Source organism: Streptomyces sp. NPDC047982 (genome assembly GCF_043204165.1).
Lineage (GTDB): Bacteria > Actinomycetota > Actinomycetes > Streptomycetales > Streptomycetaceae > Streptomyces.
In genome coordinates this window covers 15,181-38,168 of sequence record NZ_JBIDBS010000018.1, presented here as the reverse complement: position 1 = coordinate 38,168, position 22,988 = coordinate 15,181, and the positions used below count along the sequence as shown (strand labels likewise).

Annotated in this window: 21 protein-coding genes and 2 pseudogenes; 12 read left to right on the top strand and 11 right to left on the bottom strand. The window is 73.9% G+C overall.

Features of this window, described 5'->3' with window-relative positions:
* Positions 1-29: 29 nt before the first annotated feature.
* Positions 30-1,322, bottom strand: a complete 1,293-nt coding sequence (locus tag ACGF2V_RS22040) for an FAD-dependent oxidoreductase (RefSeq protein WP_362707828.1) — start codon at positions 1,320-1,322, stop codon at positions 30-32.
* A 123-nt stretch (positions 1,323-1,445) separates the two neighbouring features.
* Positions 1,446-1,844, bottom strand: coding sequence for a DUF6221 family protein (locus tag ACGF2V_RS22035; protein WP_362620164.1), 399 nt, complete (start codon positions 1,842-1,844; stop codon positions 1,446-1,448).
* 281 nt (positions 1,845-2,125) lie between these two features.
* Here ACGF2V_RS22035 and ACGF2V_RS22030 point away from each other — a divergent pair, with 281 nt between their 5' ends.
* The 3 genes and pseudogenes from ACGF2V_RS22030 to ACGF2V_RS22020 all read left to right on the top strand — a co-directional run.
* Positions 2,126-2,896: a dienelactone hydrolase family protein gene (locus tag ACGF2V_RS22030; RefSeq protein ID WP_362620165.1), complete on the top strand. Its 771-nt coding sequence runs from the start codon at positions 2,126-2,128 to the stop codon at positions 2,894-2,896.
* Positions 2,897-3,115: 219 nt separating this feature from the next.
* Complete coding sequence (locus tag ACGF2V_RS22025; RefSeq protein WP_362707830.1) at positions 3,116-4,990, top strand: transketolase; 1,875 nt, start codon at positions 3,116-3,118, stop codon at positions 4,988-4,990.
* A 102-nt stretch (positions 4,991-5,092) separates the two neighbouring features.
* Positions 5,093-5,366, top strand: a pseudogene (locus tag ACGF2V_RS22020) (DNA-binding response regulator); the annotation flags it as partial.
* 8 nt (positions 5,367-5,374) lie between these two features.
* Here ACGF2V_RS22020 and ACGF2V_RS22015 read toward each other — a convergent pair.
* On the bottom strand, positions 5,375-5,797 hold the full coding sequence (locus ACGF2V_RS22015) for a DUF5997 family protein (protein ID WP_362707832.1): 423 nt from the start codon (positions 5,795-5,797) through the stop codon (positions 5,375-5,377).
* A 58-nt stretch (positions 5,798-5,855) separates the two neighbouring features.
* Between ACGF2V_RS22015 and ACGF2V_RS22010 the strand changes: the two genes are divergently transcribed.
* Positions 5,856-6,656, top strand: coding sequence for a LysR substrate-binding domain-containing protein (locus ACGF2V_RS22010; protein WP_362620171.1), 801 nt, complete (start codon positions 5,856-5,858; stop codon positions 6,654-6,656).
* Between the two features lie 221 nt (positions 6,657-6,877).
* On the opposite strand, the gene ACGF2V_RS22005 is transcribed toward ACGF2V_RS22010, so the two are convergent.
* From ACGF2V_RS22005 to ACGF2V_RS21995, 3 genes are all read right to left on the bottom strand, one after another.
* Positions 6,878-8,209, bottom strand: coding sequence for a geranylgeranyl reductase family protein (locus ACGF2V_RS22005; protein ID WP_362707834.1), 1,332 nt, complete (start codon positions 8,207-8,209; stop codon positions 6,878-6,880).
* 778 nt (positions 8,210-8,987) lie between these two features.
* Positions 8,988-10,172, bottom strand: a complete 1,185-nt coding sequence (locus ACGF2V_RS22000; RefSeq protein ID WP_362707887.1) for a protein kinase — start codon at positions 10,170-10,172, stop codon at positions 8,988-8,990.
* A 460-nt stretch (positions 10,173-10,632) separates the two neighbouring features.
* Complete coding sequence (locus ACGF2V_RS21995) at positions 10,633-11,148, bottom strand: Lrp/AsnC family transcriptional regulator (RefSeq protein WP_362620175.1); 516 nt, start codon at positions 11,146-11,148, stop codon at positions 10,633-10,635.
* Between the two features lie 231 nt (positions 11,149-11,379).
* Between ACGF2V_RS21995 and ACGF2V_RS21990 the strand changes: the two genes are divergently transcribed.
* The 4 genes from ACGF2V_RS21990 to ACGF2V_RS21975 all read left to right on the top strand — a co-directional run bounded on the left by ACGF2V_RS21990 (position 11,380) and on the right by ACGF2V_RS21975 (position 16,653).
* Positions 11,380-12,357: an alpha/beta hydrolase gene (locus ACGF2V_RS21990; RefSeq protein ID WP_362707837.1), complete on the top strand. Its 978-nt coding sequence runs from the start codon at positions 11,380-11,382 to the stop codon at positions 12,355-12,357.
* Positions 12,350-13,615 carry an acyltransferase gene (locus ACGF2V_RS21985; RefSeq protein WP_362707840.1) on the top strand — a complete coding sequence of 422 codons (1,266 nt, stop codon included), beginning with the start codon at positions 12,350-12,352 and terminating at the stop codon, positions 13,613-13,615. Before ACGF2V_RS21990 ends, ACGF2V_RS21985 begins: the two co-directional genes overlap by 8 nt.
* Before the next feature lie 318 nt (positions 13,616-13,933).
* On the top strand, positions 13,934-15,439 hold the full coding sequence (locus ACGF2V_RS21980; protein WP_362707843.1) for an FUSC family protein: 1,506 nt from the start codon (positions 13,934-13,936) through the stop codon (positions 15,437-15,439).
* A 131-nt stretch (positions 15,440-15,570) separates the two neighbouring features.
* A complete protein-coding gene (locus ACGF2V_RS21975) occupies positions 15,571-16,653 on the top strand; it encodes a lactonase family protein (protein ID WP_362707845.1) in 1,083 nt (360 codons plus the stop codon).
* A gap of 114 nt (positions 16,654-16,767) precedes the next feature.
* On the opposite strand, the gene ACGF2V_RS21970 is transcribed toward ACGF2V_RS21975, so the two are convergent.
* A complete protein-coding gene (locus ACGF2V_RS21970; protein ID WP_362620185.1) occupies positions 16,768-17,691 on the bottom strand; it encodes a hypothetical protein in 924 nt (307 codons plus the stop codon).
* A gap of 102 nt (positions 17,692-17,793) precedes the next feature.
* Complete coding sequence (locus tag ACGF2V_RS21965; protein ID WP_362707847.1) at positions 17,794-18,870, bottom strand: BadF/BadG/BcrA/BcrD ATPase family protein; 1,077 nt, start codon at positions 18,868-18,870, stop codon at positions 17,794-17,796.
* Between the two features lie 293 nt (positions 18,871-19,163).
* On the opposite strand from ACGF2V_RS21965, the gene ACGF2V_RS21960 reads away from it, so the two are divergent.
* Positions 19,164-19,841, top strand: coding sequence for a uracil-DNA glycosylase (locus tag ACGF2V_RS21960; RefSeq protein ID WP_362707849.1), 678 nt, complete (start codon positions 19,164-19,166; stop codon positions 19,839-19,841).
* 129 nt (positions 19,842-19,970) lie between these two features.
* Here the strand turns inward: ACGF2V_RS21960 and ACGF2V_RS21955 are convergent, their stop codons facing one another.
* Positions 19,971-21,059 carry an exo-alpha-sialidase gene (locus ACGF2V_RS21955; RefSeq protein ID WP_362707852.1) on the bottom strand — a complete coding sequence of 363 codons (1,089 nt, stop codon included), beginning with the start codon at positions 21,057-21,059 and terminating at the stop codon, positions 19,971-19,973.
* 185 nt (positions 21,060-21,244) lie between these two features.
* On the opposite strand from ACGF2V_RS21955, the gene ACGF2V_RS21950 reads away from it, so the two are divergent.
* A complete protein-coding gene (locus ACGF2V_RS21950) occupies positions 21,245-21,403 on the top strand; it encodes a hypothetical protein (RefSeq protein WP_362707855.1) in 159 nt (52 codons plus the stop codon).
* Here ACGF2V_RS21950 and ACGF2V_RS21945 read toward each other — a convergent pair.
* Positions 21,391-21,945 carry a GNAT family N-acetyltransferase gene (locus tag ACGF2V_RS21945; protein ID WP_362620196.1) on the bottom strand — a complete coding sequence of 185 codons (555 nt, stop codon included), beginning with the start codon at positions 21,943-21,945 and terminating at the stop codon, positions 21,391-21,393. The two genes, ACGF2V_RS21950 and ACGF2V_RS21945, sit on opposite strands and share 13 nt — an antisense overlap.
* Positions 21,946-22,066: 121 nt before the next feature.
* Between ACGF2V_RS21945 and ACGF2V_RS21940 the strand changes: the two genes are divergently transcribed.
* Together ACGF2V_RS21940 and ACGF2V_RS21935 are read left to right on the top strand one after the other, a co-directional pair.
* The gene (locus tag ACGF2V_RS21940) at positions 22,067-22,447 is read left to right on the top strand and encodes a hypothetical protein (protein WP_362620198.1); all 381 of its coding nucleotides are present in this window, start codon (positions 22,067-22,069) and stop codon (positions 22,445-22,447) included.
* Between the two features lie 128 nt (positions 22,448-22,575).
* Positions 22,576-22,733, top strand: a pseudogene (locus ACGF2V_RS21935) (transcriptional regulator); the annotation flags it as partial.
* Positions 22,734-22,788: 55 nt separating this feature from the next.
* Here ACGF2V_RS21935 and ACGF2V_RS21930 read toward each other — a convergent pair.
* Positions 22,789-22,968 carry a hypothetical protein gene (locus ACGF2V_RS21930; protein WP_362707857.1) on the bottom strand — a complete coding sequence of 60 codons (180 nt, stop codon included), beginning with the start codon at positions 22,966-22,968 and terminating at the stop codon, positions 22,789-22,791.
* Between the last annotated feature and the right edge of the window lie 20 nt (positions 22,969-22,988).

The window sequence follows — 22,988 nt, the reverse complement described above, 5'->3', positions numbered from 1 at the left end:
CGGCGCCCGGGCCCGTGTCCGGTTCGCGGTCAGCGGTCAGCGGTCAGCGGTCCGCGCACCGAAGTGGCGGGCGGGCGCTCGCGCAGGGCACCGTAGGCGAAGAAGTACGCCGGCAGGCGGTTCAGCCGCCGCGAGGTCGTGACGAGCCTGCTCAGCCGCCGGGCGCGCCGCGCGTCGCCGAACGCCGGGCGGCCCGAGAGGACCGGTTCGATGACGTTCCTGTGCGCGAAGCGCTGGAGGGCCTGCGTGGCGGCGGTCGTCGGCAGGCGGCGGCGCTGGACACGGCGTACGGTCCGCAGGCCGACCGTGCCCTCGCGCAGCGGCCCGACGAGATAACGGGCGGCGGCCACCGCGTCCTCGACGGCGAGGTTGATGCCGATGCCGAACACCGGTGACATCGCGTGCGCGGCGTCGCCGATGCACAGGAGTCCCGGGCGGTGCCAGCGCCGCAGGCGGTCGAGCCGTACATCGAGCAGTTTCACGTCGTCCCACGAGCCGAGTGTGTGCACACGGTCCGCGAGCCAGGGGACGCCGGCCGCGAACTCGTCCATGAACCGGTCGAGGCCGGCGGCGCGGCGCCGGGCGTCGGTCCCCTTCTGGATCAGCGTGGCGCACTGCCAGTAGTCCCCGCGGTCGATCATGGCGCTGAAGAACCGGTCGCCGACGCCTCCCACGAGCCCGTGCGGGTCGCCGTCGCGACGCGGCAGCCTGAACCACCAGGCGTCCATCGGGCAGGCGAAGCTCCGCAGCCCCAGCTCGGGCAAGGACCGGGCCAGTGAGAACCGGCCGTCGCAGGCCACGGTGAGGGTGGCGCGCAGCTCGCCGACGCGGCCGTCGGACGTGCGGTAGCGCACCCCGGTGACCCGCCCCGGATCTCGTGGCCTCGGCCGGCCGCGGGGCGCGCCGGTGCGCTCCCTCAGGAACGCGATCGCCTCGGTGTTCATCCGCAGGGAGAAGGACGGCTCCCGCCCGGCTTCGTCCACGAGGAGGTTCAGCAGATCCCACTGGGGCACCATCGCGATGTAGTTGTACGGGCCGCGCAACGCGCCGATGTCGCCGACGGTGACCAGCGAACGGTTCGGGCCGATGGGCACCTGGACCTTCGTCACCCGCCGCTGCGGCAGCCGGGAGAACCGCCCGGCCAGCCCCAGGTCCTCCAGCAGCCCCAGGGTGGACGGGTGCACGGTGTCGCCACGGAAGTCGCGCAGGAAGTCGCCGTGCTTCTCCAGGACCGTGACCGCCACCCCCGCCCGGGCCAGCAGCAGTCCGAGGACCATTCCGGCGGGGCCGCCGCCCACCACACAGCACGTGGTCCGTTCCATGGGCATCGCTCCCTCGGGTGCAGTCCCCGGGCCGGTGACGACAGGAGATGTATACCCGCGCTGCCGCCGATCGAGCACCCGGCGACGCGGTGGATCCGGTCCGGGGACGGAAGCCGCGCCGCGCTAATGGATGAAGCGCGGCAGCCACTTCGCCCGGTAGTCGGGATGGCCCGCGTGTTCCGCGGCCAGTTGCCGCACGGCGAAACCGAGACCGACCGCGCGACCGGACGAGAAGTCGTACGCGGGACGGTCGGTGTCCTTGTCGGCGACCTCCGCGTACTCGTTGAGGAGCACCCTGCTCGTCTCGATGCGACGGCGTGTGCGCGCCGGGTCCTGGAGGGCGATGTGCTGATCGAAACCGTGACCGCGCAGGCTGAACGTGATGGCGCCGGTCCGGTCGTGGACCTCCCCGGACGCCCCGGACGGGCAGCGCCAGCTGTCCCCGCCCGCCGCCTGCGCGATCTGCTCCTCCTCGGCAAGACGCGCCCGAACGAATTCGATCATGTCGGAGTTGTCTGTCATCGGGGTTCCGAACCCTTCACCGTCCTGGTCCCCTGCCGGAAACCGCACCTGCTGTCCGCCCGAGTACTGTGCTTCGACCGAGGCTGCCGAACGACGATACCGAGTCGGGGGGCCGGAGCAGCGCCCGTGACATGGTCGGCGCCGTCGGCGCCCGCCGGGGCGCCGGCCACCTCTCGCCCCGGCGACCCCACGCGCCGGCCCGCGCCCCGAGCGGGCGAACCGCCGCGAGCGGGAAACGACGCGAAGAGCCACCACAAGCGAGAAGTGAAGGGAACCCACCCATGACCGCCGTGCACGGCACGTCCGTGGACATCGCCACGCAGGACGGCGTCGCCGACGCCTGTCTGGTCCACCCGGACGACGGAAGACCGCATCCCGCGGTCCTCCTCTACATGGACGCCTTCGGGCTCCGCCCCCAGCTGAGGAGGATGGCCGACCGTCTCGCCGGTGCCGGGTACACCGTCCTGGTCCCCAATGTCTTCCACCGGCACGGCCGGGCCCCGGTGACCGAACTGCCCGACTTCATCGATCCGGCCGCGCGCCCGGAGATCTTCGAGCGCCTCGGTCCGATCATGCGGTCGCTCACCCCCGACCTGGCGATGCGCGACGCGGACGCCTACCTGACCTGGCTGTCGGACTGCCCCGCGGCCGCCGACGGACCGGTCGCCGTCACGGGGTACTGCATGGGCGCCGGCCTCGCGCTGCGTACCGCGGGAACGTACCCGGACCGGATCGCGGCCGCCGCGGGTTTCCACGGCGGGCGGCTGGCCACCGAATCCGCCGACAGCCCCCACCTGCTCGCCGACCGGATCACCGCGGAGCTGTACTTCGGCCACGCCGACCAGGACCCCGCGCTGCCGCCCGAACAGATCGCCCGTCTCGACGAGGCCCTGACCGCGGCGGGCGTGCGCCACCGGGGTGAGGTCTACGCCGGGGCACGGCACGGATTCACCCAGGCGGACACCGCCGCGTACGACCACGCCGCGGACGAACGCCACTGGACCGCGCTGCTGGACCTGCTGGACCGCACCGTCGGACCGGCCCGCACCTGAATCGCGGGCCGCGCGCCCGGGACATACGGTCGGCAAGTGGCACGGTGCCGTGCCCCGCCCCCTGGCCACGCGTCGACGGCCACGGGCGGGGCACCCGGGAACGCGGAACAGGACCGCCCGGGAACGCGGAACAGGACCCTCCGGTTCGAAGGGCGCGAAACGGGAGCAGGGGAGGAGCAGGGGACAGGAAGCGGGGGACAGGAACGAGAGGAGGCCGTGATGACGGCCGAGAACACCCGCACCGCCCTCGGACCCGACAGCGGCCTGGACGAGGTCTTCGAACTGGCCCAGCAACTGCGCGTGGACTCCGTCCGGGCCAGCACCTCCGCCGGTTCCGGGCATCCGACCTCCAGCCTGTCCGCCGCCGACCTGATGGCCGTCCTCATGACGCGCCATCTGCGCTACGACTGGCAGCACCCGCGCAACCCCGCCAACGACCACCTGATCTTCTCCAAGGGGCACGCCTCACCCCTCCTGTACGCGATGTTCCTCGCCGCCGGCGCGATCGGCGAGGAGGAGCTGATGACCACGTACCGTCGCGCCGGTGCCCGCCTCCAGGGCCACCCCACCCCGGTGCTGCCCTGGGTGGACGCGGCCACCGGTTCCCTGGGCCAGGGCATCGCGTACGGGGTCGGCATCGCGCTCGCCGGACGGGACCTGGAGCACGAGCCGTACCACGTGTGGGTGCTGTGCGGCGACAGCGAGATGACCGAGGGCTCGGTGTGGGAGGCCCTGGACAAGGCGGGCCGCCACCGTCTGGCCAACTTCGCCGCGATCATCGACGTCAACCGCCTCGGCCAGCGCGGTCCCACGGAGCTGGGCTGGGACACCGGCGCCTATGCCCGCCGCGCCGAGGCGTTCGGCTGTCGCGCCCTCGTCGTCGACGGCCACGACCTCGCGGCCGTCGACGAGGCCCTGACCACCGCGCGCGACGGGCAGGCCCCCACCGTCGTCGTGGCTCGCACCGTCAAGGGGCAGGGCGTCTTCGAGATCGCGGACGCCGAGGGCTGGCACGGCAAGGCCCTGCCCGGCGACCTCGCCGCACGCGCCGTCGCCGAACTCGGCGGCGTACGCCACCTCGGCGTGCGTGGTCTCCGGCCGCCCGAGGCCCCCGCGGTCGTCCGGCCCGCCCCCGTGCCGGTCGTGCTGCCGCAGTTCCGGGCCGGCGACACCGTCGCCACCCGCGTCGCCTTCGGCAAGGCGCTCGCGGCGATCGGCGCCCGGCCCGACATCGTGGCCCTGGACGCCGAGGTGGGCAATTCCACCCACGCGGAGGACTTCGGCAAGGAGCACCCCGAGCGGTACTTCCAGATCTACATCGCCGAACAGCAGATGATCGCCTCGGCGGTCGGCATGGCCGCACGAGGCTACCGCCCCTACGCCACCACCTTCGCCGCCTTCCTCACCCGGGCCCACGACTTCATCCGCATGGCGGCCGTCTCCGGGATCTCCATGAGCCTGTGCGGAACCCACTGCGGTGTCGAGATCGGTGCCGACGGGCCCTCCCAGATGGGCCTGGAGGATCTCGCCATGATGCGCGCGGTCCATGGCTCCACCGTGCTCTACCCCGCCGATGCCACGTCCACCGCCGCCCTGACCGCCGCCATGGCCTACCTGGACGGCATCTCCTACCTGCGGACCACCCGGGGCGCCTACCCCGTCCTCTACGCGCCCGACGAGACCTTCCCCGTCGGCGGTTCCAAGACCCTGCGTTCCGGCCACGACGACCGGGTCACGCTCGTCGGCGCGGGCGTCACCCTCCACGAGTGCCTCGCGGCGGCGGACGCGCTGGCCGCCGACGGCGTCCCCGCGCGCGTCGTCGACCTGTACTCCGTCAAGCCGGTCGACCTCGACACGCTCGCCCGCGCCGCCCGGGAGACCGGCGCGTTGGTCGTCGTGGAGGACCACCACCCCGAGGGAGGCATCGGCGAGGCCGTGCTGTCCGCCCTCGTCGCGCAACGCCTGACCCCGGTGGTCGCCCATCTCGCCGTACGCGACCTGCCCGGTTCCGGAACCAGTGCCGAACTCCTCGACGCGGCCGGCATCTCCCGCACCCACATCGCGTGGACCGCGCGGGAGCTCGCCGGGCGCTGAGCGGGGCGCGGTGTCGACGGAGACCGAAGTCCTCCGACGGCCGAGGGGCCGGCGGTGCCGAGGGGGACCGGGGTCCTTTGACTGTCGAGGGGCGCGCGGCGACGGGTGCCGCTCGGCGGCGTCGAGGCGACGCGCGTCACCGCCTCGTCCGCCACCACCAGGGTGCTCGTCCTGACCACGCTCGACCTGGACGAGTACGTGTACGAGCCGCTGCGGCCGGCGCCTCCGGGTTCCTGTTCAAGGACGCCTCGGCCACGGAACTCGCCCACGCCGTACGGGTGGTGGCGTCCGGCGAGGCCCCTCTCTCGCCGACCTCACCACACGCCTGATCGCCGAGCTCTCCCGGACGTCCGACAGCCCCCGCGGCCCGGCGCGCGCCGGGAGTCAGTCGCGCGGGTCGGCGCTCCGCCCGACGTGTTCCGCGCGCTGCTCCTTCTGCGCCTTCATCTCCTTGATGCGGACCGCTTCCTTCCGGACCTCCGCCTGGGTGGCGCGCTCCCGCTGGAGCCAGTCGGGGTTCTCCTTCTTCAGTTCCTCGATCTGCTCCGTGGTGAGCGCGTCCGTGATCCCGCCGCGGGCGAGGCCCGAGATGGAGACACCCAGCTTCGCCGCCACCACGGGGCGGGGGTGGGGGCCGTTGCGTCGCAGCTCGCGGAGCCACTCGGGCGGATCGGACTGCAGCGCGTTCAGTGCGGTGCGGGAGACGGCACCCTCCCGGAACTCGGCGGGGGTGGCCTCGAGGTACACGCCCAGCTTCTTCGCCGCGGTCGCGGGCTTCATCGTCTGGGCGCTCTTGTGCGACGTCATGGTGTCCAGGGTATCGAGCGTGCGCACCGCGTCCGACCAGGGCCGGTAGCCTTGCGGCGTGACCAGCTCCGAAGAAACCCCCGTGTTCCGGCTCGCCTATGTCCCGGGGGTGACGCCCGCCAAGTGGGTGCGGATCTGGAACGAGCGGCTGCCCGACGTCCCGCTGACCCTCGTCGCGGTGCCGGCCGCCGAGGCCGCCGGCATGCTGCGGGGCGGCGGCGCCGACGCGGGGCTGCTGCGGCTGCCGACCGACCGGACGGGGCTCAGCGCGATCCCGCTCTACACCGAGACGACGGTCGTCGTGGTGCCGAAGGACCATGTCGTCGCGGCGGCCGACGAGGTGTCCGCGGAGGACCTCGCCGACGACATCGTGCTGCACCCGCTCGACGACACCCTCGAATGGGAGCGCCCGCCGGGGCGTCCGGCGATCGAGCGCCCCGACACGACGGGGGACGCCGTCGAGCTGGTGGCGGCCGGAGTGGGGCTCCTCGTCGTCCCGCAGTCGCTCGCCCGCCTCCACCACCGCAAGGACCTCACCTACCGGACGGTGACCGACGCCCCCCAGTCGCGGGTCGCCCTGTCGTGGCCGGAGGACGAGACGACGGACCTGGTGGAGGACTTCATCGGGATCGTCCGCGGGCGGACCGTCAACAGCACGCGGGGCCGCCCCAGGACCCCGCCGCAGTCGAAGGGCGAGAGCCCCGGCACGGGCGGCGCGCGCCGCAAGCCCGCGGCCGGTGGAGCCGCGGGCAGGGCGACCGGCAAGTCGGTCGGCAAAACGGCCGGAAAGAGCCGCCGCGGCACCTCCGGCGGCGCCAAGGGCGGCAACAGGCGCGGAAAGCCCCGCCGCCGGTCCTAGTGCCGCATCAGGCAACGTTTGCCCCGTCGCACCGCCCGGCACGCACGCTCGCGGCGTTGGCCGAAAGCCCACGTAGCCCGCTACGAGGGCATTCGGCCGCCTTGCGATCGCACGCACCGGACGCCGCTCCTTCCGGGCAAACCTTGCCGGTCACGGCACTAGGTGCCCCTCCCGGCAACTCGTTTGCCCCGTCGCGACGCCCGGCAGGCACGCCCCCGGGCTCAGCGGCCGGTCCGTACCCTCGGTTCCGGGACGACGCGCACGACACCGTTGAGCAGATGGTCGATCAGATCGCGGGAGGGCCGGTCCGTGAGGTTGGTCAGCAGCCGGGCGAGGGTGTTCAGCAGGAACGGCGACCCCATCACGTACCGGTTGAGGACCGGCTGGAATCCCGACCGGCTGAAGACGAGGTCGGCGGCCGTGTTGCCGAGCCGGTAGTAGCGTCCCCAGCGACGGTTCATCTCGACGGGGTAGCCGCGCAGCACCCGCTCCCTCCCGGGGCCCGGCGGGAGGGCGAGCGCGAGTGCGGCGGTCTCGGCCGCGACCTCCCCCGCCTCCATGGCCTGCCCGATGCCCTCACCGTTCCAGGGGCTGATCATGCCCCCGCAATCGCCGACGAGGAGGAGGCCGCGCGTGTAGAGCGGATGACGGTTGAAGCCCAGCGGAAGGGCCGCGCTCCGCACGGGGCCCTCGGCGTTCTCCTCGCGCAGGCCCCACGCGTGCGGGGTGCGGTCCAGCCACCGCTCCAGAGCCGCGCGCAGATCGGCCGAGCCGCGCCTGCGGTGGGGCAGCGCGCCGAGACCGACGTTGACCCGGCCGTCGCCCATGGGGAAGATCCAGCCGTAGCCCGGCAGATGGTCGTCGCTGCCCGGGAAACGCAGATCGGCCCACAGTTCCAGGTACTCCTCCCGGGAGCGCTCCGGGCTGCGGTAGTAGCGGCGGGCTGCCGTCGCGATGTGCCTGCGCCCGTCCCGTTGCAGACCCATGGCGAGCGCGAGGCGGGCCGAGGCGCCGTCGGCGGCGACCACGACCGGCGCGCGGAACACCAGGGATTCCTTCGTCGCGGTCGTGGTGGCGGTGACACCCGTGACACGCCCGGCCCGGTCGGTCGACGGCCCGGTCACCTTCACCCCGGAGCGCAGCCGGGCCCCGGCGGTCACGGCGTGCCGGGCCAGGATGTCGTCGAAGTCGTGCCGGCTGCGGGTCAGTCCGAAGTCCGGGTAGCGCCCGAGCGACGGCCAGTCGATGAGCACCCGGTGGTGCCCGGCGACCCAGCGCATCCCGCGTGAGCGCGTCCATCCGGGAGCCTTGATGTCGACACCCATCCTGATGAGCTGGTGCACCGCGCGCGGGGTCAGGCCGTCCCCGCACACCTTCTCCCGGGGAAAGCGGGACTTCTCCAGGAGCAGGACGTCGACTCCCGCCCGGGCCAGATGAAAGGCCGCCGATGAGCCCGCGGGCCCCGCCCCGACCACGATGACCTGGGCCTCCTCGTCCGGACCACGAACGGGCCCCTCGTCCGACGGAGACCGGTCCGGTGTCGCTTCCCGCATGGGGACCCCTTCTTCCTGATTCCGCGTCGGTCGGTGCCGTGCCGGGGACGGCGGCGCTGGGCCCCATCATCGATCAGGGACGGCCGTCACGGAACCGGGCCCGCTGTCCGGCACCGGTCCAACGCGATGTCAACCGCCGTACGGGGGCGGGGAAGACGCGTACGCCGCGGACGCAGCTCGCTCGGCCACTCCAGGTGGCGCAGGATCGCCAGCACACGCCTGCTGCATCCGACGGCACGCGCCGGGCCGAGATTGTCGAAGACGGAGTCGAGGCGTTTCTTGACCGAACCGACCGAGAGGTGCAGGCGCCCGCGCCGCGCGGGCACGGGCTCAGTACGGCAGGGGACGGCCGGACGGGGTCCGCAGGTCGAGGGGGCGCGGCCGTGACGGTGGCTGCGGACGTCGGACGATCCTGATGCGGCCCACGGCCACCACCTCCACTCGGATTACCGGTCGTATGCCCGGCGAGCCGCTCCTTCATGCGGCCTCGCCCGGTTCGACCGGTGGGGAGGAGGGCGTTGCGCACAACGCGCGGCGCGGTTCCGGACGACGTGCGGGACGGCAGCGCCCTCCCGGCGCACCGGGGACAGCACGCGCACGTGCTCGCTGTCCTCCCGCGCCATGAGCCATGGACATGGCGCGGGAGGGGCGCCGCGCGTGGCTACGCGGAGTACCGGGTGACCGAGTACGCGGCCTTCGCACGAGGTACCGTGCGGAGGCCGCATTCACCTGACGGGGCGTCATGTCGCTTCGCCTGGGCCGGGGGTCGTGACGGCCCTCAGTCCTGTTCGTTGCCCCCGTCTTCCCCGCCGTCCTGGGCCGGTGGCGCCGGGCTCTCGGGCCCGGTGTTCGCGGTGGGACCGCTGTCCGGGGCGTCCGCCGGGCCGGAGTCCGGGGAGAACAGGCTCATTCCCAGGTACACGGCCGCGATGAAGGCGACCGTACCGGCAATGGCGCTGGCCACCCTGGGCCGACGCCTGATCGCCGCCCGGGTATTGCCGAACCGCAGGGCGGGCGCGGGCGGGGCCGCCTGGCGACGGCGGTGTCCCCCGGTCTGCGGCAGGCGGTACGTCGCCATGCCCGCGTCCGGCGCGCCGGCCGTCGCCGGGGCGGGGTCGAACCGGGGCGCGGGCGCCGAGGCGTACGGCACACCGCCCGGCGCCGCCGGGGGCGGTGTGCCGTACAACGGCATGGGCTCCGGACGGCCCCGCCACGCGTCGCCCTGGAACCAGTCGGCGACCTGCTGGGCGGTGGGCCGGTCCTCGGGCTGCTTGGCGAGCAGCCCCAGCAGGTAGGAGTCGAAGGCCGGGGACACGTCGACGCCCCGCTGCCTGAGCGGCACGGGCGCCGCGTCGACATGCTGGTAGAGCGTGGCGGTCGCCGTGTCCGAGCGGAACGGCGGCTCGCCCAGCAGCAGTTGGTAGATCACGCAGCCGAGGGAGTACATGTCGGACGCCGCTTCGGCGGTACGGCCCAGGGCCCGCTCCGGAGCGAGGTAGAGGCTGGTGCCGACGATCTGCCCCGTGGTGGTCAGCGCGGCCGACGGGTCGTCGACGAACTGGGCGATGCCGAAGTCACCGATCTTGACGGAGCCTTCGGCGTCCAGCATCAGGTTCCCGGGCTTGATGTCGCGGTGCACGATGCCCTGCCGGTGGGCCGCGGCCAGCCCCGCGGCCGCCTGGCCGGCGATCCGGGCGACCTGCTCGGCGCCGAGCCGCTTCTCGGCCGCGAGCAGACCGCCCAGGCTCCTGCCCTCCACGAGCTCCATCACGAGGAAGAAGCGGTTCTCCCAGGCCCCGAAGTCGAACACGGCCACCAGATGGGGGTGGCTCAGACGAGCCGCCGTCTGGGCCTCCAGACGGAACCGGGCGGTCGCGGACTCGTCCGCGTGATCGCCCAGCAGCAGCTTCACGGCCACCGCGCGGCCGAGCACTTCGTCTTCGGCACGCCATACCTCACCCATGCCGCCACGGCCGATGAGGGACGTCAAGCGGTACCGACCAGCTACCAGCACCTGTGCACCATTCTCGAATTGTGGGCCGCTCCGACTGCCACGGCGCGACCCGACCGTGATCGGGGCGAGGTGGGGGGCGCGCGGCATGATCAGGATATCGGGCCGCCGGACCGCGACGGCACGCCCCGCACCCCGCCCGTACGGTCCGCGCGGACCCATGCGGGTTCGTCGCGTTTCAGTGGATTTCGGCGCGTGGGTGGCTCATGAGCTGCCGGTGGCCGTTTTGCCCCCGCGGTGTCCTCCGCTCGAGCCCCGGGCGGGGGCGCCCGGCCGGGCTTCCGGGACGGGCCGGGGGGTCGATGATCGACCAGGTCCCCGGGGTCGGTGTCGCGGCCGGGGCGGTTCCGCGCTCTTCCGATACGGCGTCAGCGCACGCCGGGCACTGGTTCCGCGCTCTTCCGACATGGCGTCAGCGCACGCCGGGCGCCCGGCCCGTCGAAGCGGCCGGGCCCGCAGTGGCCGCGCGGCCCACCGACTCGACCAGCGGCAGCAGGCGGTGCGGCACCCGTTCGCGCAGGGCCACCTCGGTCCGCGTCCGCACCACGCCGGGCAGCCGGATCAGCCGCTGGATCACGTCTTCCAGATGCCCGTTGTCGCGGGCCACCACCCGGGCCAGCAGATCGCCGCCGCCCGTGGTCGAGAACGCCTCGACGATCTCCGGCACCGAGGCCAGTGCCTCACCGACCTCGTCCAGGTACCCCTGGGTGACCTCCAGATGGACGAATGCCAGCACCGGGTGGCCCAGCGCGGCAGGGGAGAGGACCGGCCCCGTACCGGTGATCACGCCGGTCCGCTCCAGCCGGTCGATACGGGCCTGGAGGGTGCCCCGGGCGACGGAGAGGATGCGCGCGTACTCACGGACACTGGTCCGCGGCTGCTCGATGAGCAGTCGCAGGATGCGGGTGTCGAGGGCGTCCACCGCCATGGTCCGTCGGCCTCCTCCTCTAGGACGATCCGGCCGCGACTGTACCAATGACCAGTCAACGCCCTTGCCGGACAGACCGGGAGGGTCCGGGCGGCCGACCCCCTCATACCCGTAGTCCTCCGGACCTACGGGAGAGCTTCACGCCCTGGCGGGACGCCGACTACGAGGCCGCGTCCCTAGCTTCGGTACCCGATGGCGCCCCGGCCGTCCGGTACGGAAGGAAACACCGTCATGCCGTCCCCTCCGCGCACCTCCCGCCTGCGCCGCGGCCTGCTCGCCGCACTGGTGGCCGCATCGGTCGCGGTGCCCGTCGCGGGAGCCGCCGGACCCGCGGCCGTACCGGCACCCGCCCCGGGCGCACAGGCCCCGCTGCGCACCGCCGCCCCCGAGGCACTCGCCGAGCGCTACGCCGCGACCCGCGCGGACATCCGGGCCGCCGAGCGCGCCGCCGCCGCCCACGGCGACCGCCGACGGGCCGCCGCGCTGCGCGCCATGGCGCAGCCCGGGCGCTGCTTCCTCACCTTCGACGGCCGCGACGGCGGCCGCAGTGCCGAGGTCTTCGGCGACCTGGCGCACGCGGAGCGGATCGCCGTACTGGTCCCCGGCGCGGGCATGGACTTCGACCACTACGGGCGGCTGCGCGACGGCGGCTCGGCCCTCCACCAGGAACTCGGCGAGGGGACGGCCGTCGTCGCCTGGCTCGGCTACCGCACCCCCGCCACGGTGAGTCCGGCAGCGCTCACCCCCGGCCGGGCCGCCCAAGCGGCGCCCGCGTTACGGGACTTCGTCGGCGAACTGCGCGGGCTGAGACCCGGGGCCAACACGACCCTCCTGTGCCACTCCTACGGCTCCGTCGTCTGCGCCAGGGCCGCGCACGGCCTGCCGGTCCGGGACATCGTCCTGTACGGAAGCCCCGGCACCGGCTACGCGACGGCCGCGGACCTGCGTACCCCAGCCACCGTCTGGGCGGGCCGCGGCGGCGACGACTGGATCGGCGAAGTGCCGCACCTGAGGCTCCGGCTCCCCTTCACGGACATCGGATTCGGCACCGACCCGGTCTCGCCCGCGTTCGGCGCCCGGATCTTCGAGGCGGGCGACGGCGGACACAGCGACTACCTGAGCCGCGGTTCCGTACCGCTGAAGAACATCGCAGGGATCGTGGCCGGCCCGGCCCCGGCCGCGGCGCCCGCGGGAGAGCGCCATGCGTGACCTCGTCCGGCGGATCGACTCCGCCACCCCTGCCGACCGTGACCGAGCCGTCGACGCCCTGCGCGCCCTCGCCATCCTCGGCGTGGTCCTCGGACACTGGCTGGTGACCGCGACGGTCGCCGACAGCGGCACCCTGCACGGCGCGAGCCCTTTGCGGTACATGCCCGAACTCGCCCCGCTGTCCTGGGTGTTCCAGACCCTCGCCGTCTTCTTCGCGGTCGGCGGGCTGGTCGGCGCGAGGAGCCTTGCCTCCGCCCGGGCCCGCGGCGAGAGCCACGGCCGATGGCTGGGCGGGCGGCTGACCCGGCTGCTGCGCCCGGTCGTCGTCGTCCTGCTCGTGTGGGCCGTCGCGGTGGGAACGATGCTCGCCCTGGGCGCCGACCAGGACACCGTGTTCGCGCTCTGTCGGCTCGTCTGGTCCCCGCTCTGGTTCGTGGCGGTCTTCGCGCTGCTGACGGCGGCGACTCCGCTGGTGACGCGACTGCACCCGCTCTGGCCGTTCGCCGTCGTCCTGATCAACGACCTCTACCGGTTCGGCCTGGACGCGCCCGGCACGTACGCCTGGGGCAACGTGGTGGCGGGCTGGCTGGTCCCGTACTGCCTGGGCGCTGCGTGGGCCCGGGGCGATCTGAGCGGGTGCAGGACCGGGTGGACCCTGCTCCTCGGCGGAGCCGCCGCGGCCGTCGCACTCGTGCTGTGGGCCGGCTACCCGCCGGCCATGGTCGGCGTGCCCGGCGAGGAGACATCCAACCTGAATCCGCCGACCCTGGCCGCGGTCCTCTTCGGTCTCGCCCAGTGCGGGGCGGCCCTGCTGCTCCTCGCGCCGTTGCGCAGGGCGATGCGCCGCCCGGCGGTCTGGGCGGCGGTGGCGGTGACGAACCTCTCCGCGATGACGATATTCCTGTGGCACCAGACGGCGATGATCGCGGTCACCGCCACCGGCCTGCTGCTGGACGAGCCCCTCCCCGGCCTGCACACCCCACCCGACACCCCCGGCTGGGTGCTGGCCCGCCTGGCCTGGCTGCCCGCGTTCGCCGTGGCCCTGCTGATCTGCCGGGCGGCGTTCCATGTCTACGAGACGGGCCGGCCTCGGGCGAGGAGCACCGTCGTCCGGGAAGTGCGTCCCGGCCGGCCGGTCGAGGAGAGCCCGGCAGCAGGCGGCGCGGACGCGGGAGCGGGGCCGGGGCGCGTGCATCGCGAGGCGGAGGATCGAGCCGATACGCCACCGGACCCACGCCCGACGGCGGATACGAAATGACGGCGATCCTTCCGGTACGGCCCGCCGACGGGCCCGCGGACCCCGGCCGCCCGGCCTGACCCGCACACCCCTCGACGGCCTGACCGCGCCCGCGGGGGACCGGTCCCGCAGCCTCGTTGCGTCCCGTGCCCGTCCGGCCGTTGGCCTACTCCTGGCACGGCCCAACGGTCGCTTCACTGAGCCAATGGCCCAGTGAAGCGACCTTCGGTTGAGCCAAGGTCTTCATGGTGCTGTGATGTACCCGTCGATGGCGCTGCGGACCTCCGCGGCGCCTTTTTCATGCCGGTGTGCGCAACCGGTGCACGAAACGGGAGCCACGTGCTGAAGAGGATGTTCGTTTCCCCGGACCCGGGCCGGCTGCGGCTGCGCGGCGCGCTCAGGGCCGTCCTCGGCGTCGGCCCGGCCGTCACCCTCTGCGGACTGGCGGGCCATTCGCTCGTCGCGGCGATCACGGGCGGACTCGCCGCGCTGCTCGCGCTGTTCACCGTGCTGGACACCACCGTCAGGGACCAGGCCCTCACCACCGCCCTGCTGCCCGTCGCGGGCTTCCCCGTGCTCGCGCTCGCCGCCGTGCTCCACGACCACCCGGTCGCACGGGGCGCGGCGTTCCTCGCCGTCATGGGGCTCGGGGTGTACGCGCGGCGGTGGGGGCCGCGCGGCCACTCGCTGGGCGTTTTCGCGTTCATGGCCTTCTTCACCGCGCAGTTCCTCCACACGCTGCCGGAGCAGCTCCCCGAGCTGTACACCGCCACCGCTCTCTCGCTGCTCGCCTCTTCGACCGTGCGCTTCGGGCTGTGGTGCTACGAGCGACGGCTGCCGGCCGTCCCCGCACCCGCCCCGGTGACCGGCTCGGGACTGGCGAGGGTGACCACACGGCAGGCGGTCCAGGCCGTCGCCGGCGGTGCGGTCGCGCTCGCGGCGGGCCTGCTCCTGTCCGAACAGCGCTGGTACTGGGCCGTCGGCGCCACCTGGTGGGTCTTCGTCAACACCGCCTCGCGCGGCGAGACCCTGGTACGCGGCTTCCGCCGGGTCCTCGGCACCCTGATCGGCGTCCCCGTCGGACTGGTCGTCGTCGTTCCGCTGCACGGGGCCCCCGTGCCGAGCGCCCTCCTCGTCGCGCTCGGCGTCTTCGGGATCTTCTACACCGCCGCGGTCTCGTACACCTGGATGATGCTGTCCGTGACGGTGCTGGCCGGGGCCCTCTACGGACTGCTCGGCGTGCTCGACCCCGCCCTGCTCCTGCTGCGGCTCACGGAGACCGCCGCCGGGGTGCTCGCAGCCGCGCTCGCGGTGCTCCTCGTGCTGCCGGTCACCACCCACGCCACGACGGACGCGTGGATCCAGCGGGCCCTGCGCTGCGTGCACGCCTGCACCGAGGAAGCCGCGGCGCGGCTGGCGGGCTCGGCGACCGCCGACCCCGCACCCCGCATCGCCGAACTGGAGGCGCTCCTCGGCCGGGTCCGCCTGTCACTGGCACCGCTGGTGCACCCGCTGAGCCCGCTGCGCACCCGCAAGGTCAGGGCCCGGCAGGTCCTCACGCTCCTGGAGGCGTGCGCCCGGGAAGTGCGCGCACTGGCCTCCGTCGCCGCCGACCCGGAGGCGTCCCACGACGCCCGCCTCGCCGCCGCCTGCTGGCGCGTCGAGGCGTCCGTCGAGGCGCTGACCGCCCGTGACCCGGCACGGCGGGCGGACGTGCCCGGCGTCCCGTCGCACGTCACCGCGGCCGAGCCCGCCCTCGCCCATCTGCACGGCCTGGAGCGGGCGCTGGCCGAACTCGCCGCGCCGCTGCGCAGTGCGCCGGGAGCACCACTGATCGGCGCGTGACACGGTACGGCCGGGACCTACCACTCGCCGAGGCCCTGGTCCAGACCTTGACCGGCCGACTGCTACCGTCGCCCCGGAGAGACCGCGGCGGCACCCACGGCCGCGGTCCGTCGGCGGAGAGGGGCAGTGCGGTGACAAGCGGTGCGACGGGCGGCGGCGCGGGGCGGCGGGCCTACATCGGATCGTTCACCTCGGCGGGCGGACGGGGAATCACCGCCGTCGCCGTGGACGCCGGAACCGGCGAACTGAGCGTCCTCGGCGCGACGGACGCCGTCCCCGACCCCTCGTACCTGGCCATCGGGGACGGGCCGGGGCCGGGCGGCGGAGTGCTCTACGCGGTCAGCGAGACCGAGCGGGGCGCGGCAGCAGCCCTCGACCTCACCGGTGACGTGCCGCGGCCGATCGGCGGACTGCGGTCCGTGGAGGGCGAGGGCCCGACCCATCTGGCCGTCGCGGCCGGTCATCTGCTCACCGCCAACTACGGCTCCGGCAGCGTGACCGCCCTGTCCCTGCGGCCGGACGGCTCCGTCGGACCCGTCGGCTCCGTGCTCCGCCACGAGGGCAGCGGTCCGGACTCGGCCCGCCAGCGGGCCCCGCACGCCCACCAGGTGCTGCCCGATCCCTCGGGCGCCTGGGTGCTCAGCGTGGACCTCGGAACCGACTCCGTACGGATCTGCGCCCTCGACACCGCGACCGGCGCGCTGCGCCTGCACGGCGAGACGGTCCTGCGGCCGGGCACGGGGCCGCGCCATCTCGCCTTCCACCCCGGCGGCGGCCACGCCTACGTCCTCAACGAACTCGAACCGACCGTCACCGTGTGCCGGTGGGACGCTGCCGCGGGCGTTTTGGAACCGGTCGCCGAGACGGCCGTGCTGCCCGAGGGGGAGGAGGGCGACGAGGACCTGGTGACCTACCCGTCCGAGGTGGTCGTCTCGCACGACGGCCGGTTCCTCTGGACCGCGAACAGGGGCCACGACAGCATCTCCGTCCTCGCCCTCGATCCGACCGGTGAGAAGGCGAACCCGGTCACGACCGTGGACTGCGGCGGGCACTGGCCGCGCGATCTCGTGCTCCACCCCACCGGGCGATGGCTGTACGCGGCCAACGAGCGGTCGGGGAACGTCAGTTGGTTCGCCGTCGACGCGGCGACCGGTATCCCGCGCCGTACCGGCTCGCTGGACGTCCCCGCCGCGTCGTGCGTGGTCTTCGCCTGACGGCCGCCGATACGTCCCGAGCACCACGACGGCCGGTCGGGCCCGAAGGAACCGGGCCCGACCGGCTGTCGGGAACGAACGGCGAGCCCGCCGGGCGGCGCGCCCGGCACCGGCTCAGCGGGCCGGGGCGCCCTGCGGCACGGCCGGCGCGATGCCGAGCGCGGCCATGTACATCGACAGCGCGAGCTTGCCGATCGCCGGGTAGGCGCCGAGCGGCTCGGCCGCCGCGCAGCCCGCCTCCTTGGCGGCGATGTCGAGCAGCCCCTCGGGCACCTCGGGGCCGACGAGGTAGGGGGCCAGCGCGAGCTGAGCCGATCCCGAGCCCGTCAGCTGTTCGGCCACCGACGCGACGGATCCCTCCACGTCGAGCGCCGCGGCCATCACCGGGACCGCCAGCCTGGCGGCGAGCAGCATTCCGGTGATCCCGGCCGCCTGCACGGCTTCCTCGCCGCCCACCGTGGCCAGCACGATGCCGTCGGCGGCCGTCGCCACGGTGAACAGCCGCGCGCGGTCGGCGCGGGCCAGGCCGGCCTCGGACAGACGGACGTGGAGCGCCTCGGCGAGCAGCGGGTGCGGGCCGAGCACGTCCGTCAGCTCCACCTGCGTGCCACTGTCCATCACGGCCTGCCGTATCTGCCTGATCAGCGCGCTGTCCGGCCCCGCGAGCAGCGGTACCACGACGGCCGACGGGCCCTCGGGGTCGGCGACCTCGCCACCCGCGGCCCGTGCCTGCTCGACGCGCGCGACGCGCTCGGCGGCGTTCTGGGCGAGGACGGACGAGAGCGTGGGGAACTCGGTGTCGTCGCCGTCGAGATAGCCGATCAGGGCGTTCAGACCGGGCAGCTCGGAACGGGCGATGCTGATCACTTCCTCGGCCAGGCCGCGCGTGGCCGAGGAAGGGGCACCGGGAACGGCGAGAACGAGCGCCGCGGCGCCGTCGGGTGCGACCACGGGCTCCGGGCGGCGGTGCCGTCCGGACTGGCGAGGTCGCGGCATTCGTACAGGCAGGCCGGAAGCGGGCCCAGTGGGGGTGCTCATGGCGCCGCATGCTACTGGCTTCCAGTGCCTCCCCGTTCGGGGAGGGCCCAGTCGGGCGCCATCTGTCCGCTTTTATCCGATGAGAGGCTTACCGGCTGAGCGTCACGTTCTGTCGGTGCCTGACGGGGGTCGATGCGCAGGCCCGTCGCCGCGTACGCACAAGAGCGTCGGATGGCGCGGCAGGCGCAGGTCCCCGTCGGCCGACGCCCGTGCGATGGACAGGGCGCCGGTCAGCGGATCACCCGAACCGGGGACGGCCCGGGCCTGTGGGACCTGCCGGGACAGTTCCTCGCGCAGCGGGACGAGCAGCGGATCGCCCATCCGGAACAGTCCGCCCGTCAGGGCCACTTCGCAGGGTTCGCCGGCGGTTCCCTTCTCCGGGCAGACCGCCGCGGCCGCCGCCGCGATGTGGCCGGCGGCCTCCCGCAGAATGCCCGCCGCCACAGGATCGTGAGCGGCGCAGGCGGCGACCTCGGGTGCGAACGAGGCCAGCACGGCCGGCCGGTCCGTGCGCGGATACAGCAGCCCCGGGAGTTCCGGCGCCGCCCCGAAGGCGGCCTCCAGCCGGGCCAGCAGCGCGGCGGACCCGCCGCGACGGCCGTCGTACGCGCGCATGGCGGCGTCGAGACCGGCCCGCCCGATCCAGGCGCCGCCGCCGCTGTCGCCCAGCAGGTGCCCCCAGCCGTCGGCGCGGTGCCAGTCCGTCAGGTCCGTGCCCAGCGCGATCAGGCCCGTGCCCGCCGCCACGACCGCTCCGGGACGCTGCCCCACCGCGCCGGCGTACGCGGTCACCGCGTCGGCGGCGAGGGCGAGCAGCCGTACCCCGAGCGCGCGTTCCAGGGCCCCGGGCAGTTCGGCGCGCAGCTGCCCGCCGAGCGTGGCCATCCCGGCGGCGCCGATCGCCACCGCGGCGATCCCGGAGCCGGGACGGGCTCCCTGTTGCTCCAGCAAGTGGCGTGCTGCGGGCAGCAGTTGCTCCAGAAGGTGGTCCGCGTCGATTCCCTCCGGGCCGGTCCGCACCGGTTCGCCGCAGACCGTGGTGCCCAGGGCCCGGGGCGCGTCCACGGTGCCCAGCGCCACCCTCAGCCCGGAGCCGCCGGAGTCCACGCCGAGCACGAAGGAGCCCGGCGCGGCCGCCCCCGTCGCCCCGGAGGGAGTCTCCGTGCCCGTTCCTGTCATCACGACCGCCCCCGCGGGGTGTGACGAGCATCGCCGCTCTTCGGCGGGTGCCTGTGTGACCTCATGGACCGGCTCCAGGGCGAGGAATGACGGGGAACGACGAGGGATGACGGCGGCAGCCTATCCCGGTCGTTCCGAGCCGCCCGAGGCGGAACCGGTTGTACGCCGGATCCCCGCGAGCCGGGCGGCGGGGCCGGGGGCCGCGAGGCGAGGAACCCGGAGCCGGAAGCCGGGAGGCGGGGGGCTGCCAACAAGGAGCAGGAGAGTGTCGGCTGCGCCGGTAGAGTGATCTCGTGGCACCACGACCCTTGCATGAAGTTGTCGAGCCCGGCTGGGCCGAGGCGCTGGCCCCCGTGGCCGGGCGCATCGCCGCGATGGGTGATTTCCTCCGGGCGGAGATCGCGGCCGGCCGCACCTATCTGCCGGCCGGTGCGAACGTCCTGCGCGCCTTCCAGCAGCCCTTCGACGAGGTACGCGTCCTGATCGTCGGTCAGGATCCCTATCCCACACCGGGGATGGCCATGGGGCTGAGCTTCTCGGTGGCCCCCGAAGTCCGTCAACTGCCCGGCAGCCTGGAGAACATCTTCCGGGAACTCCACACGGACCTGGGGCTGTCACGGCCGTCCAACGGTGATCTGACGCTCTGGACGCGTCAGGGCGTGCTGCTGTTGAACAGGGCGCTCACCACGGCGCCCCGCAAGCCCGGCGCACACCGCGGCAAGGGCTGGGAGGAAGTGACCGAGCAGGCCATCCGGGCCCTGGCCGCGCGCGGCAAGCCCCTGGTGTCCGTGCTGTGGGGGCGCGACGCCCGCAATCTGCGGCCGTTCCTCGGCGACTTCCCGGCGATCGAGTCCGCGCACCCCTCGCCCATGTCCGCGGATCGCGGCTTCTTCGGCTCGCGCCCCTTCAGCCGCACCAACGAGCTGCTGCTCCGCCAGGGCGCCCAGCCGGTGGACTGGCAACTGCCGTGACCGACACCCGCCGTCGGAACGGCCGACGGCGGGACTGCCGGTCGGCAAGTGGCGCGCGGTGCCGGTGAGCCCCGCGCCTCCTGCGGCCTGCCACGGGGCACTGCGGAGATCGTCCCCCGGCGGCGGTGGTCAGCGGCCGACCACCGCCGCCCGGATGCAGAGCACGTCCGGCAGATGAGAGGCGAGCCGCCGCCAGCTGTCCCCGTCGTCCGCGCTCGCGTACACCTCGCCGTTGCGGTTGCCGAAGTACACCCCGGCCGGGTCGGCGTCGTCGGTGCAGAGCGCGTCGCGCAGCACCGTGCCGTAGTGCGCCTCCTCGGGCAGCCCCGCCGACAGCGGCTCCCAGGTGCCGCCCGCGTCCCCGGTACGGAACACCCGGCAACGGTGCCCGGCCGGCACGCGATCGACGTCGGCGTTGATCGGGAAGACGTAGGCGGTGTCCGCACGATGCGGATGCGCCGCCATGGCGAAACCGAAGTCGGAGGGCAGGGAGTGGCCGATGTCCGTCCAGTTGTCCCCGGAGTCGTCGCTCCGGAACACGCCCCAGTGGTTCTGGAGGTAGAGCCGGTCGAGATCGACCGCGTCCCGGGCCACCTTGTGCACGCACTGCCCGAACACCGGATCCGGTCCGGGGAGGAAGGGCGCCGACACCCCCTTGTTGGACGGGGTCCAGCTCGCCCCGCCGTCCCTGGTGCGAAAGACGCCCGCCGCGGACACCGCGACCGTCACCGCCGCGGCGTCCCTCGGATCCGTCAGGACGGTGTGCAGCCCCTCGCCGCCCCCGCCCGGCACCCACGCGGAGCGCGTCGGATGCTCCCACAGAGGACGGATCAGCTCGAAGGACACCCCGCCGTCCCGGGAACGGAAGAGCGCGGCCGGCTCCGTCCCCGCGTACACGACGTCCGGTGCCTCGGGCCCCGCCGGCTGCAGCTGCCAGACCCGCTCCAGCGAGGTGCCGGTGAACTGCGGGAACTTCACGGCCGGTTGCTCCGGTTCGACCCAGGTGCGGCCCAGGTCGTCGGAATGGAAGACGGACGGACCCCAGTGCGCGCTGTCCCCGCCGACCAGCAGCCGGGGCGCCCGCCCACGCATGTCGATCGCGATCGAGGAGATCGCCTGGGCGTTGAAATGCGGACCCTCGAACTCCCACGCGCCACCGCGCCGGCGGCCGATGAAGAGTCCCTTGCGGGTGCCCACGGTGAGCAGTACGTCGGCCATGGCCGAACCTCCCGAAACGCCGTTGTGCCGGATACGTGCCAGTCTGCACCCCGCCACCGGCGGAGCACCGCAGGCGATTTTTCCGGCGATCCGCCCCTGTCGCTCCCCGGCCGGCGCGGATACGGCACGGAATGTGCGGAAAGCGCTTTCCGGATCGCGGGTCCGAAGCGTCGAAAGGAGTACGTGTGTCGACCTTCGAAGGGCCGCCCGTCGCCGTCGCCGTCTCCCACCTGCCGGTCTACGACAGTCCCGTGGGCGGGTTGAGCGGCGGGGCGCGCGCCGAACGGCCCTCCGCCCGTGGCCGCTTCGGCATGTGCGGCCGCCTGGACGTCTACAGCGGCTGACCGGTCGCCGCCTCCGGGACCTCGTCGGCGGTGTCGACGGCGGCGGGCCGGGTCAGGACCCGGGTCGTGCTGCCGTCGTCCTCCGTGATGTCCCGGACGTGCCGGAACCCGAGCCGGTCCAGCAGCACCAGGGACGCGGTGTTCTCGGCGGCCACGGTGGCGTGCACCTCGGTGAGCCCGAGGACGTCGTACCCGTACGAGATCAGCGCTCGTGCGATCTCGGTGCCGAAACCGCGCCCCCACGCGTCCGGCTCCAGGGCGTACACGAGCTCGTGACCGGACACCTCCTCGGTCGGTTTGATCTCCGCGTGTCCTATGAGGCGGCCGTCGTGCCGTACCGCCCACACATCGAACAGTTCCTGTGGGTACACCTTGCTGAAGACGCGCTGGAACATGGCGCGGTCCTCGGCCTCAGGGTTGGTTCCGTCGCCCATCCACCGGGAGACCCGGGTGTCCTGGAACAGCTTGACGAAGGTGTCCTCGTCGGCGGGGGAGTACGGCTCCAGAAGCAGCCGTTCGGTGTTCAGAGTGGGTGTTGCCATGATGGGGGACGGTATCCGGGCCCGGACCGGCCTACAAGGGAATTCCTGTACGGGGGTGGCCGGCAGGAGTCGCGCCGGACACGGGACGGGCGAGCAGATCGTGCGGAAGGAGCGCGGAGCGATGACGAGTCGTGTCGAGGACCGTGACGGGCGCGTCGCGACGCTGGAGGTGGCCCCTGCCGGGGCAGGGGTCGGGATCCGGGCCGCGGCGCCGTCGGGGGAGCTGTCCCTGGTCTGCACACCCGCCCGCGCCCGGGAACTGGCCGCGGCCCTCCTCCTCGCGGCGGACCGGACCGAGGCCACGTCCGCTTCGGAGCCCGTCACCGCCCGTGCGCGTGAGCTGGCCCGGGGCGACGTGCGAGACGGCGACCGGGCCATGACGGTGGAGGGCGTCCAGGTCGCCGGGGACACCGTCCACGTCACCTGGAAGTCGGACGCCGGACGCGTCTGGACCCAGGCGTACGACGCGGACGCCGCCGTCGTGCTCAGGCGGCGCGGCTGACCCGTCGCGGCCGGATCGGGACGGGCGGGGCGGCGGCCCGCTCCCGCCGGGCTGGAGGGCGGCGGGGTGTGCACGAGGCTCGCTCCCGGTCGGTACCCGGCGGGAATGGGCCGCGCGCCCGCCTCGTTTTCCGCGTGCTGCGCGAAAGCGGCGTCGTGCGGCAGTCCCGCCGCTGTACGGCCTGGATGAACGGGTTGCGCCGCGGCGGCCGGAAGCGCTGTTCTCCGGGCTTCTCGACAGCGTCCTCGACGCCGCGGACCGTCGGAGGCGGCGCGCCGGCAGCGCCGCTGACCTCGCGCGCCCGACCGGTCACCACTGTCGGGACGGAGCGTCCGGCGACGTCACGCGGCGGGCCTGGAACTCCCTCCCGTCACCGCCGCCCACTCCACCAGCAACCGCTGGTACCGCTCCTCACCCTCCGGGGACAAGCGGCCGCCCGAACGCTGCCACAGGTCACGAATCTCTTTGTTCACCACGGCGGCCGTACGCGTGGAATCGGAGGGGCAAGGAGAACGGGACATGCATACAGGCTAAGGCTCTG

Coding starts and splice junctions, on each gene's coding strand:
- ACGF2V_RS21985 (WP_362707840.1), top strand. CDS start 12,350: ATGCGTGACCTCGTCCGGCGGATCGACTCCGCCACCCCTGCCGACCGT.
- ACGF2V_RS22030 (WP_362620165.1), top strand. CDS start 2,126: ATGACCGCCGTGCACGGCACGTCCGTGGACATCGCCACGCAGGACGGC.
- ACGF2V_RS22025 (WP_362707830.1), top strand. CDS start 3,116: ATGACGGCCGAGAACACCCGCACCGCCCTCGGACCCGACAGCGGCCTG.
- ACGF2V_RS21970 (WP_362620185.1), bottom strand. CDS start 17,691: ATGAGCACCCCCACTGGGCCCGCTTCCGGCCTGCCTGTACGAATGCCG.
- ACGF2V_RS22035 (WP_362620164.1), bottom strand. CDS start 1,844: ATGACAGACAACTCCGACATGATCGAATTCGTTCGGGCGCGTCTTGCC.
- ACGF2V_RS21965 (WP_362707847.1), bottom strand. CDS start 18,870: ATGACAGGAACGGGCACGGAGACTCCCTCCGGGGCGACGGGGGCGGCC.
- ACGF2V_RS22040 (WP_362707828.1), bottom strand. CDS start 1,322: ATGGAACGGACCACGTGCTGTGTGGTGGGCGGCGGCCCCGCCGGAATG.
- ACGF2V_RS22015 (WP_362707832.1), bottom strand. CDS start 5,797: ATGACGTCGCACAAGAGCGCCCAGACGATGAAGCCCGCGACCGCGGCG.
- ACGF2V_RS21930 (WP_362707857.1), bottom strand. CDS start 22,968: ATGTCCCGTTCTCCTTGCCCCTCCGATTCCACGCGTACGGCCGCCGTG.
- ACGF2V_RS21955 (WP_362707852.1), bottom strand. CDS start 21,059: ATGGCCGACGTACTGCTCACCGTGGGCACCCGCAAGGGACTCTTCATC.
- ACGF2V_RS21990 (WP_362707837.1), top strand. CDS start 11,380: ATGCCGTCCCCTCCGCGCACCTCCCGCCTGCGCCGCGGCCTGCTCGCC.
- ACGF2V_RS21945 (WP_362620196.1), bottom strand. CDS start 21,945: ATGGCAACACCCACTCTGAACACCGAACGGCTGCTTCTGGAGCCGTAC.
- ACGF2V_RS21995 (WP_362620175.1), bottom strand. CDS start 11,148: ATGGCGGTGGACGCCCTCGACACCCGCATCCTGCGACTGCTCATCGAG.
- ACGF2V_RS22005 (WP_362707834.1), bottom strand. CDS start 8,209: ATGCGGGAAGCGACACCGGACCGGTCTCCGTCGGACGAGGGGCCCGTT.
- ACGF2V_RS22000 (WP_362707887.1), bottom strand. CDS start 10,172: ATGGGTGAGGTATGGCGTGCCGAAGACGAAGTGCTCGGCCGCGCGGTG.
- ACGF2V_RS21940 (WP_362620198.1), top strand. CDS start 22,067: ATGACGAGTCGTGTCGAGGACCGTGACGGGCGCGTCGCGACGCTGGAG.